At 72.6% G+C, this 18,118-nt stretch carries 13 protein-coding genes; 4 read left to right on the forward strand and 9 right to left on the reverse strand.

The features are described 5' to 3' along the window. The first annotated feature begins 17 nt into the window (after nucleotides 1-17). The gene (ku, locus tag P8A20_RS22550; protein WP_147960833.1) at nucleotides 18-983 is read left to right on the forward strand and encodes a non-homologous end joining protein Ku; all 966 of its coding nucleotides are present in this window, start codon (nucleotides 18-20) and stop codon (nucleotides 981-983) included. A 59-nt stretch (nucleotides 984-1,042) separates the two neighbouring features. Here the strand turns inward: ku and P8A20_RS22555 are convergent, their stop codons facing one another. From P8A20_RS22555 to P8A20_RS22590, 8 genes are all read right to left on the reverse strand, one after another. Then, nucleotides 1,043-2,017 (reverse strand): ATP-dependent DNA ligase, encoded by a 975-nt coding sequence (locus P8A20_RS22555; protein ID WP_147960832.1) that lies wholly within the window; start codon nucleotides 2,015-2,017, stop codon nucleotides 1,043-1,045. 272 nt (nucleotides 2,018-2,289) lie between these two features. Further along, nucleotides 2,290-2,889 carry an isochorismatase family protein gene (locus P8A20_RS22560; RefSeq protein ID WP_147960831.1) on the reverse strand — a complete coding sequence of 200 codons (600 nt, stop codon included), beginning with the start codon at nucleotides 2,887-2,889 and terminating at the stop codon, nucleotides 2,290-2,292. An 82-nt stretch (nucleotides 2,890-2,971) separates the two neighbouring features. Beyond that, nucleotides 2,972-6,709 (reverse strand): SAV_2336 N-terminal domain-related protein, encoded by a 3,738-nt coding sequence (locus P8A20_RS22565; RefSeq protein ID WP_306104122.1) that lies wholly within the window; start codon nucleotides 6,707-6,709, stop codon nucleotides 2,972-2,974. Nucleotides 6,710-6,711: 2 nt separating this feature from the next. Then, nucleotides 6,712-7,704: an AAA family ATPase gene (locus P8A20_RS22570; RefSeq protein WP_306104123.1), complete on the reverse strand. Its 993-nt coding sequence runs from the start codon at nucleotides 7,702-7,704 to the stop codon at nucleotides 6,712-6,714. After that, complete coding sequence (locus tag P8A20_RS22575; protein ID WP_147960828.1) at nucleotides 7,701-9,902, reverse strand: VMAP-C domain-containing protein; 2,202 nt, start codon at nucleotides 9,900-9,902, stop codon at nucleotides 7,701-7,703. Before P8A20_RS22575 ends, P8A20_RS22570 begins: the two co-directional genes overlap by 4 nt. A 1-nt stretch (nucleotide 9,903) precedes the next feature. After that, nucleotides 9,904-10,272, reverse strand: a complete 369-nt coding sequence (locus P8A20_RS22580) for a CU044_2847 family protein (RefSeq protein ID WP_147960827.1) — start codon at nucleotides 10,270-10,272, stop codon at nucleotides 9,904-9,906. 209 nt (nucleotides 10,273-10,481) lie between these two features. Continuing rightward, nucleotides 10,482-12,158: a cellulase family glycosylhydrolase gene (locus tag P8A20_RS22585; protein WP_147960826.1), complete on the reverse strand. Its 1,677-nt coding sequence runs from the start codon at nucleotides 12,156-12,158 to the stop codon at nucleotides 10,482-10,484. A 206-nt stretch (nucleotides 12,159-12,364) separates the two neighbouring features. Next, a complete protein-coding gene (locus tag P8A20_RS22590; RefSeq protein ID WP_306104124.1) occupies nucleotides 12,365-13,051 on the reverse strand; it encodes a hypothetical protein in 687 nt (228 codons plus the stop codon). 314 nt (nucleotides 13,052-13,365) lie between these two features. On the opposite strand from P8A20_RS22590, the gene aac(3) reads away from it, so the two are divergent. Beyond that, nucleotides 13,366-14,253 (forward strand): aminoglycoside 3-N-acetyltransferase, encoded by an 888-nt coding sequence (gene aac(3), locus P8A20_RS22595; protein ID WP_306104125.1) that lies wholly within the window; start codon nucleotides 13,366-13,368, stop codon nucleotides 14,251-14,253. Between the two features lie 83 nt (nucleotides 14,254-14,336). After that, nucleotides 14,337-14,648 (forward strand): hypothetical protein, encoded by a 312-nt coding sequence (locus tag P8A20_RS22600; RefSeq protein ID WP_261988766.1) that lies wholly within the window; start codon nucleotides 14,337-14,339, stop codon nucleotides 14,646-14,648. Nucleotides 14,649-14,761: 113 nt separating this feature from the next. Here the strand turns inward: P8A20_RS22600 and P8A20_RS22605 are convergent, their stop codons facing one another. Next, nucleotides 14,762-15,628: an AraC family transcriptional regulator gene (locus P8A20_RS22605; RefSeq protein WP_306104126.1), complete on the reverse strand. Its 867-nt coding sequence runs from the start codon at nucleotides 15,626-15,628 to the stop codon at nucleotides 14,762-14,764. A gap of 249 nt (nucleotides 15,629-15,877) precedes the next feature. Here P8A20_RS22605 and P8A20_RS22610 point away from each other — a divergent pair, with 249 nt between their 5' ends. After that, on the forward strand, nucleotides 15,878-18,103 hold the full coding sequence (locus P8A20_RS22610; RefSeq protein WP_306104127.1) for an MMPL family transporter: 2,226 nt from the start codon (nucleotides 15,878-15,880) through the stop codon (nucleotides 18,101-18,103). Nucleotides 18,104-18,118: the final 15 nt, after the last annotated feature.

An 18,118-nucleotide genomic window follows, 5' to 3' on the forward strand; every position in this document is an offset into this window, starting at 1 on the left:
GGGTCTGGAGGTACCGGATGCCACGGCCCCTGTGGACGGGCGCGATCAGCTTCGGGCTGGTCACGATCCCGATCAAGGTGGTGTCCGCCACCGAGAACCACTCGATCTCCTTCCACCAGTACCACCGTGAGGACATGGGCCGGATCCGCACCCGCAAGGTGTGCGAGCTCGACGGCGAGGTCCTGTCGCAGGAGGAGATCGGCAAGGGCTACGAGGTCGCCAAGGACCGGACGGTGCCCGTCACGGACGAGGAGCTCGACCGGATGCCGCTGCCCACGGCGAAGGCCATCGAGATCGTCGCGTTCGTCGAGGCCGACAGCATCGACCCCGTGCGGATCAGTGACAGCTACTACCTCGCGGTCGACGGCCAGGTCGCGGCGAAGCCGTACGCGCTGCTGCGGAAGGCGCTGGAGCGCAGCGACAAGGTCGCCGTCGCCAAGTTCGCCTGGCACAACCGCGAGCGCCTCGGTCTGCTGCGGGTGCGGGAGGACGCGATCGTGCTGCACTCGATGCGCTGGCCCGACGAGATCCGCAGCCCGGAGTCCCTCGCACCCCGGGAGACCGAGCTGGACGAGGACGAGATCGAACGTGCCGTGCAGCTCACCGACAGCATGGCCCTGGACGACATCTCCGGCTTCCGCGACCGCTACCGGGAGGCACTGGAGGAGCTGCTCGCGGCCAGGTCCGAGGGCAAGGCCCTTCCGGCGGCGGCGGGCGCCGAGGAGGAGGAGCCGGGCAAGGTCATGGACCTGATGGCCGCGCTGAACGCCTCGGTGAAGGAGGCCAGACAGACGCGGGGCGAGGACGCGACCGTGCACGAGATGACACCCGGCAGGCCCCGCGCCCGGAAGAAGGCCGCACCGGCGGGGAAGAAGACGGCGGGGAAGAGGACGTCGGCGAAGAAGGCCGCCTCCGGGAAGACGGCGGCGGCCAGGAAACAGCCGGCCAGGAAGACGGCCGCGAAGAAGCGCACCGCTTCCTGAGCAGCACGGCGGCCGGTGGGTGCCCCGGGCAGCGGGCGGCGGGCGGCGGGGCACAGGCGTCACCCGGGGTCGCCCGGTGCGAGGTCGTCCGGCGCGAGATCCGGCCGCAGCCGGTGCCAGGAGGGCTGGCGCAGCCGCCCCGCCCTCGTCCGGGTCGAGTACCGCACCTCGCCGACCAGCCGGGGCAGCACCCACCGGGCACCGGCCACCGGTGGCGTCTCGTCGAAGGGGCAGGTGTCGACGGCCGCGACCCGCAGCAGCTCGGCGAGCCTGGTTCTTTCGGCGTCGCTCCAGCCGGTGCCGACGCTCCCCGCGTAGCGCAGGCCGCCCGGGTGCCGTTCGCCGACCAGCAGCGCCCCCGGCAGGCCGCCCAGCCGGCCCCGCCCGGGCACCCAGCCGCCGACGACCACGTCCGCCGTGTGGGCGTGCCGGATCTTGATCCACGTACGGGCGCGGACCCCAGGCTCGTACACCGAGCTCAGCCGCTTCGCGACCAGTCCCTCCAGCCCGGCCTCCCGCGTCATGGTCAGGGCCTGCTCGCCGTGCCCCACGACCACGGCGGGCGTCGACCAGTGCGGCCCGTCCAGCCCGAGCCCTTCGAGCGCCGCACGGCGCTCCGCCCAGGGCAGCCGTACGAGGCTCCGGTCGCCCAGGAACACGGCGTCGAACAGCACCAGGTGCGCCGGTACGCGCTGCGCCATGCGGGCGGCCTTCGCGGGCGACCCGGAGAGCCCCATCCGTGACTGGAGCCGCTCGAAGTCGCTGCGTCCCTGGTCGTCCAGCGCGACGATCTCACCGTCCAGAACCGCCGGCACGCCCCCGAGCGCGGGACCGAGAGCCACCAGATCCGGATACGCCGGAGTGATGACGGCCCCCGACCTGGCCAGCAGCCGGATCGAGCCGTCTCCCGGCAGATAGGCCATGGCGCGCTGGCCGTCCTGCTTCACCTCGTAGGCCCACTGCTCGTCGACGGCGGCGGGCGGCAGACGGCCCGGGGTGGCGAGCATGGGGGCGATCAGGGGCAGGGAGGTCATGGCCGCAGCCTCTCAGCAGCCACCCCGCCGGGCCTGGTGACACCACGGGTACGCCGTCACCCCGCCATGACCGACAGGTCATGGCCCTCGGCCGCGCGCAGCTCCCGGATGCCGGCGAGGGCTGTCGCGCCCGCGATGGGGGCGATGCCGAGAAGCGGGCCCCGCGAACTCCGGCGGGTGGTCGAAGGGCTCGGCCGGGACGAGGGGTTCGACCGGATCGAAGGGCTCGACCGAGAGCGGTGACCCGCCACGGCGCGACGGTGTGCGACAGCTCAGGAACCCGTGGCCGCAGGGGCCGTGAACCTGACGTCGGCGGTGCGGGCGGTGACATCGGCGTCCCTGCTGAGGGGCCATGCGGCGACCCGCGAGACCATGGCCGCGGGGACCACCGCGCTGATTCCGGGCTCGGCCGGTATGTCGTACGTCGCGTGGGCGTCGTACGGCAGGACGACGCGGTGTCCCAGTGCCACGGCCGTACGCGCCGTCGCCTGGACGCACATCTCGGACATCAGGCCGCAGACGGCCAGTGACCGCACCCCGGAAGACGTCAACAGTCCCTCCAGGGAAGTCTCCTGGAACGCGTCGTCGTGCGTCTTGCGGATCACCACGTCCCCGCGTCCCGCCTCGACGGGATGGTGGAGCTCCCACCCGGCGGTGTGGGGCTCGTCGTCCGCTCCGGCGGGGCCGTCGTTCTGGACGTGCACGACGAGAGCCCCCGCCTCCCGTGCCCGCGCGATCAGTTCCGCCGTCCGGTCCACGAGACGCGCCGCCTCGGGCAGCGCCCCGTCACCACGGACGAAGGCCCGCTGGACGTCGACAACGATGAGAGCTTCGAGGTGAGTTGGATGCGGGTGGGCCGCTCGGGAGGTCATGCCGCCATCATGGCCCGGGGAGGCGGGGATCCGGGCGTCCAGAGCGTGGTCCGTCCGAATGCGGGCCCGGAGGCAAGCGGCTTCAGTCGAAGAGAGTGTGGGCGGCCGTCCTGAACGCGCCTCTCGTCAGGGGGTCGAGAGCGGAGAAGTCGACCAGCCCGTCGTCGCCCAGCGCCTGGTCGTAGGGGACACGCACCACGGTCCTCACGAGGGGGCCGAGCCGGCTCTCCGCCTCGTCGTGACCGGACAGTGCTTCAGGCGTGCCCGCCACGTCGGACAGGACGAGAAGGGCCCCGGACACGAGCGGTGCGTGGCCGTGCTGGGCGAGCCAGCTCAGTTCGGCCAGGGTGCCGGTCACCTCACCGGGGTCTCCGGAGCAGGCGACCACGAGCCGGTCGACGTCGCCGAAGGTTCCGCGCAGGGACGGACCGGGCGGTGCGAAACCGCCGGTGAAGTCGACCACGAGGGTGCCCATCCTGCGCATACGGGCCAGGATGTCCCGGTGTTCCCGAGGCGGGGGCGGTGGCTGTCCGGCCGGAGCGTGCTGGTGGACGAAGTCCGCACGGCTGGAGTCCTTCAGGGTGACCCAGACCCCGGTGGGGGAGAGCCGTACGTCGTCGGGGGAGATCGTCGCCGACACCCGGTAGCCGGAGCCCCCGTGCCGGTACGCGGCCCCCTCGTCGGCCACCATGCGGTATCCGAGTACGTGCGCCGCAGGATGGAAGGGCAGCATCAGCACAGGGGGGCGCCCGGAGGCGGGCGTGGCGTCGGCGAGAGCGGAGGCGAGCTGCACGGACACGGTCGATCGTCCGCAGCCGGTCCCCGCACCGAACACCAGGGCGATACGACCCTGGCGGTCCGTCCTGCTGTCGAAAGGACGGATGACTGTCTCCTCGCCCGCCTTCCTGAGGCGTCGCAGGTTGCGGCGCGAGACGCGCTCGGGACGGCCCGGCAGCCGGAACCACTTCGTGAGCTGCCGTCCTCGCCGGCCCGGCTCGTGGGCGTCCTCCCCCTCGCCTTCCCTCAGGAGCTCCCAACCTGGAACGGCGGGCACCTCGGCCCCGGGCGGCAGCGGTGCCGGGAGCAGGAGGCGCGGATCCGGCGCGGCTTTCGAGGACAGGTCGAGCCGGGCGTGGTCGACGAGGGCCGTCGTGCTCCGGGGGAGCCACCAGGAGAACGGCTGCAGGAACGCGTCCCGGGGGACGCGGTCGCGGAAGGCGGCCAGCATGGACTCCGCCGACATCGCTACGTCGTGCGTCGGTAGCGTCAGGAAAGGGCGGAGTACCGCGGCGAGGGACGGATCCGAGATCTCGTCGGCGAGCTCGTGACCCGCCGCTTGCGCATCGCCGTCACCGGACAGCAGGGGTGCGAACCTTCTCCCGCTCATCGGGTGCCAGTCCGTACGAGCCCCGAGGAGTGCGAGCAGAGCGGCGAGCGCGCGCACGTCCGCACCCGTCCGGCCGGGTTCGGGGCCGACACCCGGCCCGGAGATCCTGGAGTGGTGCCAGCCGACGAGCAGTGGTCCGTCGAGTGTGAGCAGCACACGGTCCGCCGTCAGATGGCCGTGCACGACCCCCGCGTGGTGACTGTGGTCCAGGGCCGAGGCGAGCCTCTGGCCGAGCACCAGGATCAGGTCGGTGCCGAAGCTCTCGTACACCCGCAGCCCCTGGGCCAGGGCGCGCAGCGTCGGTGCTCCCTGTCCCAGCCGGGTGAGGGCGCCCGTGGCGGCGGCCCAGGGGTTGGTGGCGGCGAAGTCGGCGTCGAGGAGCGAGGGGAGGCAGGGGTGATCGAACCGGGCGAGGGCGAGAGCCTCCCGACGGAGCACGGACGTCCCCCGCGTCGAGCCCGCCCGGATCACCGCGGTGTCCTCACCCTTGGCTCCGGCGTACAGGGAGGGCCCGCCAGGCTGCTTGGCCTGCCAGGTGAGCCGGTATCCGCCGATGGTCTCCAGGGATCCGCCGTCCAGGGCCGACCAGGTGGTGCTCGTCTGCGAGTAGCCCACCATCGGGAACTGGGGGTAGATGCTCCCCGGAGGGCTGAGCCGGATCTCCTGCGGCAGCGTCGGCTGTTCCGCCCACTCCTGCGCCGACAGCCCGGTCAGCCCGAGGCGGTCCTGGAGCGCGGGGCTCAGCCAGGCGAAGGCGCTGCTGTCGTCGGGCAGGCGGCTCGTCCCGTCGGGGCGGTTCAGCCAGGCGGGGAAGTCCGGTGAACGGCCCACGAGTTCGGCGATGTGCTCGGACACCCGGCGGGTGGAGGCGAGCACCTCGGTGGTGGGGACCGCATCCAGAAGGATGTCCCGGGACCGGCTGGTGAATGCGAACACGCGCTGCTGGGGCAGGACCGTGGCGGCGGCGGGCCCGTGCTCGGCCTCCGCCGGCCGGAGCATGCCGCTCAGGAACACCTCGGCCAGATGGGCCGTGGTGACCGGGCGCGGAAGGGAGCGGACCACCAGGCGCATCACCGGGATCGTCAGCGGCGACACCGCCGCCAGGTGTGCGGCCAGGCGGTAGGCCTCGGGTGAGACGGCCCGGCGGAATCGCTGCACCTGAGCGTCGGGCCGGACGCGGGGAGCGGGCCTCTTCCTGCGTGAGGAGGTCGCGGCACCGGGCGGACGCTGCCGCTCCGCTGCTTCTGCGTCCCACAGGGCCAGCACACCGCCGGACCCTCCGGACGCGGTGACCCTGGCCCATTCGGCGAACGCCTGGGGGGACGGGGTCAGGACGGGGACGGGCGTCATGGCGAGCGGGGAGAGCACCTCGGACAGCACGGTGTCCCGCACCCGCCACGTCGCGTTGGCTGCCCCGGGGCCCGGCGCCTGTACCGCCCAGCGCCGGGTGGGCAGCCCGGAACCCCGCCACATGCGGGGCGGCAGGGTGTGGATCACCGCGGTGGGGCCGTGTGCCGCCCAGCGCGACAGCACGTCCCGCATGGCACCGGTACGCCACCCGGGCCCGGCCCCGTCGGAGATCACCAGGGTCATGGTCCGGCCCGACGGGTCGGTGAGTACCTCGGCGGACACGGTCGGCGTGTCCGGGACGAAGGGCCGCGAGCTCAGCCTCGGCACCCGGCCGGGCCTCAGCCGCAGTCCGTAGGTGCGGATCTGGCGGAAGGCGCCGAGGTGTGCGAGCAGCGAGTTGAGCTCCGAGCAGAGTTGCTGCCACAGGAGCATCGAGACGCCGTCGTCGACGACCACCGCGAGGTTCAGCCACCGGTCACGGGCGGGACGCGTCACCACGTCGAGGAGACCCGAATGCGCGATCTGCGAGGCGGTCTCCGCTTCGTCCAGCTCCTCCGCCGACGGATGCGGGCGGTACTGCTTCAGAGGCCGCAACGCGCGTGCCGTCCGCAAGGGGAGGGCGAGCGCGTGCGGATGGGGGATCCGTACGGGCAGCGCGGGATTCCGGTTCTCCTCGGGCTGCCGGTTCTCCGCCGGGGTCCCTGGATCGGGGATACCGGATCCGTCGTCGGGGTCCCGGTCCTGCGCGACGCCGTCGTCGGGGCCGGTGTCGTCACTCCCGCCGGCTCGGGGTGTCTCCTCGGGCACGGCCGCGGCGGAGTGCAGTTCGGCCCGCGGCTGCTCCGCGTCCGTCGCCTCCGGCAGGCCTGCCCCCCTCTTCGCCTCCGGCCACGCGGTCACCGACGGAGCGCCGGGTTCCTGGGCGGCGCCGAGAGCGTCGGTGTCCGTGCCCAGGAGACCCGCGGCCACCGCCAGCGGCGCGTCGGCCGGTATCCGCTCGGCCAGCCACAGGCAGTCGACCAGTTCCTCGGCCGTGACGTCGAACCCGACGTCCCGCAGCAGGGAGAGCAGACGGTCGGGCACGGCTACAGAGCACCCCCCAGCCTGTGCAGCACCGCTTCCAGCAGTCCGTCGGCGTCCAGATCGACTCCGCCCAGCCGGAGGAACGCCGCGTTCAGCAGCTGGTCCGTCGCCAGCTCGCCAGGGGCCCGTCTGGCGAGGAACGCCCGGACCAGATCGTCGACCCGGGGCAGGGCCTCCGCGCCCAGATGAGCCGCGACGATGGCGCGCAGCCGTTGCTCGTCCGGGTCCGGCAGGTCCAGCCGCAGACAGCGACGAAGGAAGGCGGGCGGGAACTCCCTCTCTCCGTTGCTCGTGATCACCACGACCGGGAACTCCTGGCAGCGCACCACACCCCTGTGCACGGTCACGGTGTCGCCGCCCCGCGCGCTGTGGACCTCGACGTCGTCCTCGCCAGGTGGCAGCCGTGAGAGTTCGGGGATCTCGAACTCCCCCTCCTCGAAGACCGTCAGGAGGTCGTTGGGCAGGTCGACGTCCCCCTTGTCGAGCTCGTCCACGAGCAGCACGCGAGGACGTCCGGCCGTCACCAGGGCCGTGCCCAGCGGTCCGAGCCTGATGAAGTAGCCGATGCCGGGGGCTGTGTCGTCCGCGTGCTGCCGAAGGTTGGTCTCGCGCAGCCTGCCCACCGCGTCGTAGTGGTACAGGGCCTCGGCGAGTGTGGACCGGCTGTTGACGGGCCACCGCAGCACGGGGCCCAGGGCGAGCTCATGGGCCACCGCGTGGGCCAGTGACGATTTTCCTGTTCCCGGATGGCCGGTGACCAGCAGCGGTCTGCGCAGATGCAGAGCGGCGTTGACGATGTCCCGCTGGGTCGGACCGATCAGATAGGGGCGCGGGTCGCCCGGGGCGGTCGTCCCGCCGGACCCGGCCGTGTCCCGCTCTCCGAAGCGCCGCCATGGCGGCGCGGGGGGCATCGTCACCTGGCGCGGCGGTCCTTCGCCGCGGAAGAGCCGCCAGCTGCCGGGGTCCTGCGAAGTGGGGTGCTCTGCTGCCGTCATGAGGTCGCGTCCTCCCAGGACGGGTCGCTCCAGTAGGGGTCGGGCGGAGTGCGGGAAGCGTCGTCCCACACGAGTACGGGGGCCACCGCCTCCTCCCCGGAGTTGCCCAGCGTCCGCGCACGGTGTGCCCGGACGCGTTCGGGCAGGCTGCGGGGGTGGCCGTTGAGCATGAGTGCGGTGAGCTGGTCGATCCGGCGCGGTGAGTCGTTGCGGTCCCACAGCACGACGGGGATGCCGTGGGCCAGACAGACGACCTGGAGCCTGGGCCGGTGCTCCGGGGCGCAGCCTATGGCCAGCCGGCCCGTCTGCTGGTCCTGGTGAAGGAGCTTGTACACGTGCTCCGGCTCGCTGTGCTCCGGCATGAGCCGGGCGAACCCTCCGGAGGGGAAGCCCACCGACCGCGTCTCCCAGGCCCTGAGCCTTTTCAACGACTGTGTGCGCAGTTCCGGACACCGCACGACGACGGCGTACTCCACGCCCAGGACGGACGGGAAGCCGCTTTCCGAGTCGCCGTCGTCCCAGCGGTCCACAGGGAGGTCGAGGTCCTCCGGCTCGACGAGGAACTCGACCAGCGGGGAACTGCGCACCCGCACGGTGGCGGGGACCTCGCGCAGGAGGACGTCCTGGACCAGCCGGGCCACGTCCTGCGGCCCGCGCGGTTCGTCGTCCGCCAGCACCTGCCGCAGGGCGCCGTCCTGTCCGGTGCCGGGGTCGTACCAGATGATGCAGCGGTGCCCGCCCGACGGGTCCCTGTCGAGTCGCACGGTCAGACGCGGCTCGGCGGGTGTCGTGCGGGCCCGCCTGGCGCGGGCCCAGTCCTCCGCGTCGGTGCGTCGCGACAACAGGACCGACTCGTGCACGCCGGTCCTCTCCGCCACGGCCGCGACCCATTCGCGCAGCTCGCTCCGTTGCCCGGGCGCGGTGAGCGCGGCGACGTACTCCACCGCGGTGAGCAGGGCGGGCACGCGGTGCGGGGTGTCGGTGGACCCGCTGTCGCCCCAGTAGTTCTCCAGCGCGAGCACGAGATGCCGCACGGCGTCGTCCGGCTCGCCACGGAGTGTTTCGAGCGGCTCGTCCCAGAAGGTGGTGTTGACCAGTGCGTCGCGCGCCGCCTCTTCGAGGAGCCGCCCGGGCTCCCCGTCGAGCAGGGCCAGCAGGGAGGCGAGCTCCAGCGGCGTGAGGATGCCAGGGACCAGCGCACCCCGGCACAGCGAAAGCAGCTTCAGCGCCGTCTCACGCAGCGCGCGGGGCAGTTCGTCCGTGAGGACGGCGGCGGCTCGGGGCCGGGTGAGTACGAGATCCACGAGTGCGGCCACCGACGAGTCGGCCGCGGAACCGCCCGGCAGCCCGAGCGCCGAGAGCACCCGGTGGGTGTGGCGCAGACGCTGCTCCTCGTCCGGCAGGAGGTTCAGGATCACTGTGTGGAGCTTGTGCCGCAGGACCGGGGCGACCGAACCGGGCGGGAGACTGCCGGTGTCGCTCCGCGCCGGGCCGACGCGGATCTCCAGTGCGGCCAGGAAGCGCTCGACGGTCTGCCACGGCGCGACGATGGCCCGGCGCAGCACGTTCTCGCCGCGGAAGGGGCCGTCCGGTGGTGACATCACACCCAGCACGAGCCCGACCGAAGCCTGTTCCTTGTCGCACCACAGGGGCCCTCCGCTGTAGCCGGGGCCGATCGCGGCCCCACGCGGCGCGCCGTCGACGAATCCGTGGTCGTGCTGCACCGAGCCGACGCTGCTGTCCGCGTAGGTGAACGACGCGCCGTCGCCGTACCACGCACGGACCTCCTGGCCGCGGTCCATGTACCGCCAGGGCGCGGGCGCCGCGGGTGCCGAGGGCTCCTCCATGAGTTCCAGTACGGCCAGATCACCGCCCCACAACGGCTCACCGAGGATGACGGGGATGTCGGGGGCCCCCGCGCGGTGCGCGGGCTTCCACGCCACGAGCCGTGCGGCGAGGGCGGGCCGCTCGGGCGCGCACGGGAATCGCACCGGCAGGGAGGCGTTCTCCGGAGCCGGCCGGGCGAACATGGCACGGCCCAGGGCTTCGTTGACCACATGGGCGCAGGTGAGCAGCCGCCGCTCACCCACGTAGACGCCGCTGCCGACGATCCGGGCCGTGCCCGGGCTCAGGACCGACACCAGGGACAGCCGTGCGGCGTCCCTGTCGGACGCGCCACGATCGTCCCGTCCGCGCATCTCAGCTGTCCGTGGCGGACTGCTGTCCCAGGTGCCAGTTCGCGGTGACGGTCAGCGTCGCCTCGCCCGCCACACCCACGACACCCAGCTTGAGATCGTGCCCGATCCTGACGCCGAAACTGACCGAGATCTCGTCGGGCGAATCGGGCACCGAGGCCGCCGTGTCACGGATCTGTTGGAGGAGGGGGACCAGCGGGGCCAGCACCCCCCGCAACGCGGTTCCGGCCACGGCTCCCAGCCGCGCGCCCCGGGCCACCGGCACGGAGGTGCCGAAGCCCGGTGCCGAGGTCTCGTCCGGAGAGGTTGCCGGGAACACCTGGAGCGCCAGGGCCGAACCGTCGTCGAATTCGAATTCCATGAAGTCTGACACGGAGCAATCCTCTCCCAACGGCCCTGTTATTAGGCTCGATTGGGAAAGATGATCCGCGGGACCGGCATGAGCGCGGGCGGCCGGACGGCTGCTGGCCCACTCCAGGGGCACCAGATACGGGAAGAGGACCGGCCGGCAGGGTGATGGTCCCTGCCGGCCGGTGCGGCGCTCGGGTCGGACGGGTGGCCCCGGCCGGTGCGGCGCGTGGGTCAGGCGGTCGTGCAGGCGGTGCCGCTGAGCGTGAACGCGGCCGGTGCCGTGTTCTTGGCTCCCTTGTTGCCGGTGAAGCCGACCGTGACCGAGCCGTTCACGGCGATCTGCGCCGTGTACGCGGCGGGGGCGACGCTGACCGTGGCTCCGCTCTGCGTGGGGGTCCCGCCCCACATGTTCGACACCGTCTGCCCGTCGGCGAAGCTGAAGCCGAGGTTCCAGCCGTTGACGGCGGCGGTACCGGTGTTGCGGATGGTGATCTCGCCCTGGAACCCGCCGGGCCACTCGCCGACCACGCGGTATCCGACGGAGCAGCCCACGCCCGGCGTGGGCGTGGTCCGGTCGGTGGTGACGCTCACAGTGGCTGACCGTGTCGAGCGGTTGCCTGCGGCGTCGCGGGCGTAGACGGCGAACGAGTACGCCGTCTCCGCGGTGAGGCCGGTCACCGTGACGCTGTTGGTGGTGGAGGAGGCGACGGGGGTCTCGGTGGCGCCGTTGACGCGGACGACGTCGTACCCGGCGATGGCAACGTTGTCGGTGGCAGCGGTCCAGGAGAGGGTGGCTGAGGTGGCCGTCACCGCGGAGGCGGTCGGGGTGCCGGGGGCGGTCGGGGCCTGCGTGTCGCCCGGGGTGACGCCGCCGAAGACGGTCGCCTCCTTGGAGGTCTGCGCGATGCCGTTCGCGCCGTGGAAGATGCGCTCGCCCCAGGAGCTCAGCCGGCTCGGGTCGAAGTCGATGGCCAGGTCGAGGATCGGGTCGGTGTTGCCGCTCCAGGACCACGCCAGGTAGCCGAGGTCGAGCTGCTCGGCGGTGGCCATCATGGTGTCCTCGTCCGGGTCGCCCCACTGGTCGGCAGGGCCGCCGAACTCACCGATGAGGATGGGCAGTCCGGCGTTCACGAAGGCGTTCAGGTAGTCGGTGACCGCCTGGGCCGTGTTGTAGACGCTGTACATGTGGATCGAGAAGATCAGGTTGCCTGTGGTGTCGGCGTCGTACACGGCCTGGGCGTTGGCGCGCATGACGCCCTGCCAGTCCTGGCCCCAGTTGGGCGCGTCCACCATGATCGTGTGGGCGAATCCCGCGCCACGCAGCTTCTGCACGGCGGCGGTCGTCGGCGCGGTCCAGCCGGCGGGGTCGGTGTTGCCCCAGGGCTCGTTGCCGATGTTGACGATGACGTAGTCCTCCTGGCCCGCGAGGACGTCCTTGAGGCTGATCCAGTAGTCGGCCGCGTGGTCGAGGGTGCCGGCGGCGGCGTCCTCCCCGTATCCGGTGGTGTCGTGCACCTCCAGTACGCAGATCAGCCGGTTGGTCCTGCAGTCGGCGACGATGCCCGCGACCTCGGCCGGACCGTTCCGTGTCCAGCGGTGACCGTCGGAGAGGACGACGCGGACGGTGTTCGCGCCGAAGGCCTTGATGTCGGCCAGCGACTGCGTCTCGCCCGGGTACCAGGTGTGCGCGTGGTTGACGCCGCGCATGACGAAGTCGTTGCCGTTGCCCTCCAGCAGACGGCCGTCGCTGATGTGCAGGCCGGTCGCCGCGGCCTCCGCCTGCGCGGGCCTGGCCTGGGCCGCGGCCGGGCCGAGGGCGCCCAGCAGGACGACGCCGATGAGGGCGGCCATCGCCCTGAGGAGAAGGGCCGGGGGGCTCGTTCGTGCCGTGCTCGTTGCTGATCTCACTGCGACTCCAGAAAGTGGGTGCCGGGGGACGCAAACATCGGACGAGGACGTGGGAGCGCTCCCATAAAGCCATCTCGCCAGGGGCACGTCAAGACATCGCGCACAGTTCGACGCCCGGCCGCTCGCGGACGGACGCTGCCCGGCCCCAGCACCGTCGGGTGCGGGACCGGACAGCGTCCGTCGGGCCTCGCCCGCGTGTCCTGCCGTCAGGCCTTGCTGGTGCAGATCGCGTCGTAGGGGCGGCCGGGGCTCGGGAAGAGCTCGATGGGGTTGTCCGCCTCCGCCGGGCACTCCTCGGATGTCTTGGTGAGGGCGAGGACCTTGTTCCCGCCGCTCGCGCAGGCGACTTCCTTCGCCCGGTCGTCCACGCAGTCGCCCACCACGAGCTGTCCGCCGCCCGCGCCCGCGTCGCCGGGGTGGTCGTCCGAGAGGTTGCGCCCGCAGATGGTCTTGCTGGGGAGGCCGGCGCTCGCGTCGCCGCCGAAGGACACCTTCACCGAGATGATCTCGTCGGTCCCGGCGGGGCACTCGACGGCCCCGGCGAACATCTCGCCGTCCTTGACCTCCAGTGCCTTGATCGTGGCCTTGGGGTCGTCGCAGTCGAGGGCCTGGAAGCCGTCCTTCGACCGGCTCGTGTCCGGTCCGGCGCAGTCCCCGGCCTTCCAGTCCTTGGACGGTTGGCTGCCGCTGTTCGACGAACCGTTGCGGTCCTTCGACGACCCGCTGCCGCTGTCCGAGAAGGGCCCGCACGCCGTGGTCGCCCCGAGCGCGAGGGTGAGCACCAGGACGCCCTTCGCGCAGTTGCGAAGAGCCGTACGCGCGCCGCGCGGCGACGGGGAGGCGGCGTCGCCGGAGCGGCTGTTCCGGGGTCTGGTGCTGCGGTGGAAGGTCATGCTGCTCCTTGGATACCTGGCGTGTCCCGCACGGCATCCGCTGAATCCGCACGGTGGTTCGGGCGTGAGGACGGCCGGACCGCGCGGCGCGGTTCCCCGAGTCTGTGGAGTGTCTGTGAACGGCACGCAGACCGGAACGGTGGCCGGAACGGAGACCGGAACGGGGCCGGATCCGGGCGGTGACGGCGGCGTCCTCCCGGCCCGCCGGGCCCGAGAGGGCGCCGCCGACCGGCGCTCCGGTCGGGCCGTGCCGCCGTCCGGCCCGACCGGCGACCGCCCGCCCCGCCGCCCCGGTGAGCGGTAGCGTCGCCTCCATGGACCAACCACGCCCGGACCAGGCCGCCTTGCTCGCCCGTGCAGGCGGGCCCGTCACCCGGGGCCGGCTCGTCGGCGACCTGTGCGCGCTCGGGCTCACCGAGGGCGACACCGTGATGTTCCATACGCGGATGTCCGCCCTCGGATACGTCGTCGGCGGCCCCCCGGCCCTCATCGGTGCCCTGCGCGAGGCCGTGGGGGAGCGGGGGACCCTGATGGTGACGTGCGGCTGGAACGACGCCCTGCCGTACGACTTCTCCGACTGGCCGAGCCCCTGGCAGGACGCCGTACGGTCCGAACCCTTCGTGTACGACCCGGTGCTGAGCGAGGCGGACCACGACAACGGCCGTCTCCCGGAGGCCCTGCGCCGGTGGCCGGGCGCCGTCCGCAGCCGGCACCCCGACGTCAGCGTGGCCGCGCTGGGTGCGGCGGCCGCCGAGCTGACGGCCGACCACCCGTGGGACGACCCGCACGGTCCCGGCAGTCCGCTCGCCCGGCTCGTCGCCCTGGGCGGCAGGGTGCTGATGCTGGGCGCGCCCCTGGAGACCCTGACCCTGCTCCACCACGCGGAGGCGTTGTCCGACGTGCCGGGCAAGCGCTTCGTGGAGTACGAGCAGCCGGTCCTGGAAGGCGGGCGGCAGGTCTGGCGCCGCTTCCGTGACATCGACTCCTCGCAGGGTGCCTTCGACTACTCCTCCGTCACGCCCGTCGGCCAGGACTCGTTCGAGACGATCGTCCGGGACATGCTGGCCACCGGCGCCGGGCGCCGGGGCAGGGTCGGCGCCGCCGACAGTCTGCTCCTGGAGGCGGGTGAGGTCGTGGAGTTCGGCCTCACCTGGCTCAGGGAGAAGCTGGGCGGCGCCCGCCAGGGCGTTTCGGATCAGTGATGGGACCAGGGCCGCCGGCTGGCTGTCCGGGGTGAGGACGGCTGGTGGCCCCACGCGTACGAGTGAGCCGTACGATGCCTGCCGTGGACACCTCACGGGACGACTTGGGATGCGGGCTCTGCGGGCAGGTTGTGGATGCCCGGCACGAGCAGCACCACGAGGAATCGGTCGTCGGTGCGGGGAGGCGTGTGGAGTACGTGGTGATCGGACTGCGCGGCGCCACTGCCCTCTACCACGCCGCCGATGAGCCCTCTCGGACCCGCAGGACCGGTGCCGCCGACCTGGCGAAGGCGCTGGGGGTCGACCTGCCCGATCTTCCTGGCCGCCATTACACGTGCTGGGAGGTGCCCGGGGAGTACGGCGGCGTCTTCCGGAGCGGCTTCGAGCCGGCCTGACACGGCGGCCACACACCTGGCGTCCCTCCGCCTTGCGGTGCACCGCATCTGACGCCGCGCGCTGATCCACCGGAGATCACGGGACAGCCCTCAGCCCCGGACCCGCACGCCCCTCAGGCGGCGGACCGTTCCACGGGGATCCACAGCTCCGCGTCCGCCCGCTCCCCGTCCGGGGAGAGCCGGACGCTCAGGATCTCGGGCCCCGGCCTGCTTTCGTACGGGTTCGACGGGAACCACTGCGTGAACACGTCGCGCCACAGGTACTGGAGGGACTGCGGGAACGGTCCCGAGTGCTCGAAGACGGCCCACTGGCCGGCCGGGACGTCCAGGGCGTCCATGTCCTCGGGCACCTCGGCGCCGGTCACCACCCCGTGGTAGTAGTCGAGTTCGGTTCCCTCGGCCCGGCTCGGGTCGAGCTGGTCGCTGACCCCGACGATCCCGGCCGGCTCCTGGTCGGCGAGTGCCGTGATGCGGCGCATCACGTCCGGGCCGATGCCCCGGATGAAGCCGGCGATCGCCGGGTTCGCACCTTCATGGACGAGCGGTACGCGGGCCTTCCTGCCGACCACGCGGAAACCGGCCTTGTCCACGATCCTGTATCGCATGCTGCTGGTCCCTTCGACGATGAGGCGGAAGGACATCCGTTGCTGGGAGTGCAGCGCCGCACCCGTGCGCCGGGCCTCGCCCGGACCCACGCCGTGCACGGCCCGGAAAGCACGGGCGAAGGCCTCGCCCGAGCCGTAGCCGTAGCGCGTCGCGATGTCGAGCAGCGTCCGCTCGCCGGCGAGCACCTCGGCGCCCGCCACCGTCAGCCGTCTGCGCCGGACGTACTCCGACAGCGGGAGGCCCGCCAGCGCGGAGAACATGCGCCGGAAGTGGTACTCCGACGTCATCGCGACGCGTGCCAGGCCTGCCACGTCGAGCGGCTGGTCGAGATGCGACTCGATGTGCTCCATGGCCTGGTTCAGCCGTTCCAGCATTCCGGACTCCTTCCCTGTCCTCACCCACGCTAGGAAGGGCCCACCCTGCCGGACCCGACATCCTGTGCCCGATGCGGTGGGGCCGGCCCGGTCCGCGCGGCGGGGCTCTCCTCATCCCGGGGGACGACCGTGCTCCCCGCCTCGTGCGGACGCACCAGGCACAAGTGCCGGTAGGCGCATGACGCCGGGGACGCCCCGTTTCGCGAGTCTTGAGCAGTACCCCACATCGGATGCGGAGATCTCAGACTCGTGGCTACCTTCCTCTATCGCTTGGGCCGCACCGCCTTCCGGCGGCGCTGGCTCGTCGTCCTGCTGTGGGCGGTGGTCCTCGGCGCCGTCGGAGCGGGCGCCGCCAAGGCACCCGCCGCCGGCGACGACGGCACCTCCTTCATGCCGGGCATCGAGGCGCAGAAGGCGTTCGACCTCATAGGCGAGCGCTTCCCGGGCTCGGACGCCGACGGCGCCGACGCGCGGATCGTGTTCATCGCGCCCGAGGGCCAGAAGGTCACCGCGGCCGGTAATCGCGCCGCCATCGACACACTGGTCGAGGAGGCCGCCGGCCAGTCGCAGGTCGCCCGTGCCGTCGATCCCTTCGAGGCCGGCGCGGTGAGCGAGGACGGCTCGACGGCGTACGCGACCGTCAGCTACAAGGTTGCCGCGGGCGATCTGACCGACGCGGACAAGGCGGCGTTGGAGAGCGCCGTCGACGAGGTCCGCGACGCGGGTCTCACCGTGGAGACGGGCGGAACCGCGCTCGCCACCCAGCCGGCCGCGGGCGGGGCGGGGGAGGCCATCGGCATCGGACTCGCCGCCGTGGTCCTGCTGATCACCTTCGGTTCCGTCGCGGCGGCCGGGCTCCCCCTGCTCACCGCCGTCATCGGCGTCGGGATCAGCATGTGCACGATCCTCGCCCTCGGCAGCGCCTTCGGCCTGTCGATGACCACCGGCACGCTCGCCTCCATGCTCGGTCTCGCCGTCGGCATCGACTACGCCCTGCTCGTGGTGTCCCGCTACCGGGAGGAACGGGCCAACGGACACGAGCCCCGGGAGGCGGCGGGAATCGCGACCGGCACGGCGGGGTCCGCCGTGGTCTTCGCCGGTCTCACGGTCGTCATCGCCCTGGCCGGGCTCTCCGTGATCGGCGTGCCGATGCTCACGAAGATGGGCCTCTGCGCGGCGGGGGCGGTCGTCCTCGCCGTCCTGGTCGCGCTGACGCTGGTGCCCGCGCTGCTCGGGATGTGGCCGGACGCCGTCCTGTCCCGGAAGGCCCGGCGGCGACCGGCCGGCCGGTCCGCGGGAGCCGGGAGCAACGGCGGTACCCGGTGGGCCCGTTTCGTGCTGCGCCGCCCGGTGACGGTGCTGCTGGCCAGTGTCGTCGGCCTGGGCGTGCTCGCCCTGCCCGCCGCCGATCTGCAGATGGGCATGCCGGGCGCCGAGGCCAAGCCGGTCTCCTCGACGGAACGCCGTGCCTACGACGCGCTCGCCGAAGGGTTCGGCGCGGGATTCAACGGTCCGCTGACGGTCGTCGCCGACGTCAGGGGCGCGGCCGATCCGAAGGCCGCCGCCGCGACGATCGCCGAGCAGATCAAGGGCACCGACGGTGTCGTGTCCGTCTCCCCGGCGCAGTTCAACCCCGCGGGCGACGCCGCGCTCCTCTCGGTCGTGCCGTCCACCGGGCCGAGCGACGAGACCACCAAGGACCTCGTGCAGACCATCCGGGCCGAGCGGCCCGCGCTGGAGGAGGGGACCGGGGCGACCTTCGAGGTCACCGGTTCGACCGCGATGAACATCGACGTCGCCCAGGCGCTTCAGGACGCCCTCGTCCCGTACCTGATCGTGATCGTGCTCCTGTCGCTGGTGCTGCTGATGGTCGTCTTCCGCTCCGTGCTGGTGCCCGTCAAGGCCGCCTTCGGGTTCCTGCTGTCGGTGCTCGCGTCGCTCGGCGCGGTCGTCGCCGTCTTCCAGTGGGGCTGGGGCGCCGAACTGCTGGGCGTGGAGCAGGCCGGGCCGATCATGAGCCTGATGCCGATCTTCCTGGTGGGCATCGTGTTCGGACTGGCCATGGACTACGAGGTGTTCCTCGTCGCCCGGATGCGGGAGGCGTACGTCCACGGGGAGCGGCCGCCGCAGGCGGTGGTGACCGGCTTCCGGCACAGCGCCCGTGTGGTCACCGCAGCGGCGGTCATCATGATCGCGGTCTTCTCCGGGTTCATCGGCGCGGGGGAGTCGATGATCAAGACGATCGGCTTCGGCCTCGCGGTCGCCGTGCTGTTCGACGCGTTCGTCGTCCGCATGGCGTTCGTGCCCGCAGTCCTCGCCCTGCTCGGGGACAAGGCATGGTGGCTGCCCCGGTGGCTCGACCGGATCCTGCCCCGCGTCGACGTCGAGGGAACAGGTATCACCCGGGCCCCTGCCCCGCACGCGCAGGACTCCACGGGCACCGGCACCCGCCCGCAGGAACCCGCCCGCACCTGAGCGGACCCGCCCGGC

Origin of the sequence: Streptomyces sp. Alt3 (genome assembly GCF_030719215.1) — a bacterium.
Taxonomy (GTDB): Bacteria; Actinomycetota; Actinomycetes; order Streptomycetales; family Streptomycetaceae; genus Streptomyces; species Streptomyces glycanivorans.